We start from the raw sequence: 536 nt of genomic DNA, 5'->3' as shown, positions 1-536 counted from the left end.
ATCGCATCGAGCACGTCGACCCTGCCCATGAGCAGCATCCAGGTGGGCGCCGTGCTGCATCCCGAGCGCTGCGTCGTCGGCCATCCGTTCAATCCGCCGCACCTGATTCCGCTGGTCGAGATCGTCGGCGGGACCAAGACCTCGGAAGAGACGATCCAGCGCGCCATGGAGTTCTATACGTCGATCGGGAAACAGGCGGTGCGCCTGAACAAGGAATTGCGAGGCCACGTCGCCAACCGTCTGCAGTTCGCGGTGGCGCGTGAGGTCTATTACCTGGTGTCCGAGGGTGTGCTGAGTGCCGCCGACGTCGACACCGCCCTCTCCTGGGGGCCGGGCCTGCGCTGGGGCTTGATGGGCAACATGATGCTCAATCACCTCGGCGGCGGCCCGGGCGGCATCGAGCACTTCTTCCATCAGTTCGCCGGCCCGATGACGGCTGGGTGGAAGGAACTGGGCTCGCCGGAGCTGACGCCGGAAGTGCAGAAGAAGCTGATCGACGGCGTTCATGCCGAGGTCGGATCGCGGTCCATCGAGGA

Annotated in this window: 1 protein-coding gene; it reads left to right on the top strand. The window is 65.3% G+C overall.

Going from position 1 to position 536, the window contains the following annotated elements; all coding sequences use genetic code 11:
* Window positions 1-536 (top strand): 3-hydroxyacyl-CoA dehydrogenase NAD-binding domain-containing protein (locus tag P0D73_RS46685; protein WP_408436526.1); only part of this gene is annotated, 536 nt, incomplete at both ends.

It is taken from the genome of Paraburkholderia sp. RL18-101-BIB-B, from assembly GCF_046026985.1.
In the GTDB taxonomy this organism is placed as follows: domain Bacteria; phylum Pseudomonadota; class Gammaproteobacteria; order Burkholderiales; family Burkholderiaceae; genus Paraburkholderia.
The sequence above is the reverse complement of the archived record's forward strand: the minus strand, read 5'-3'. Positions and strand labels throughout refer to the sequence as shown.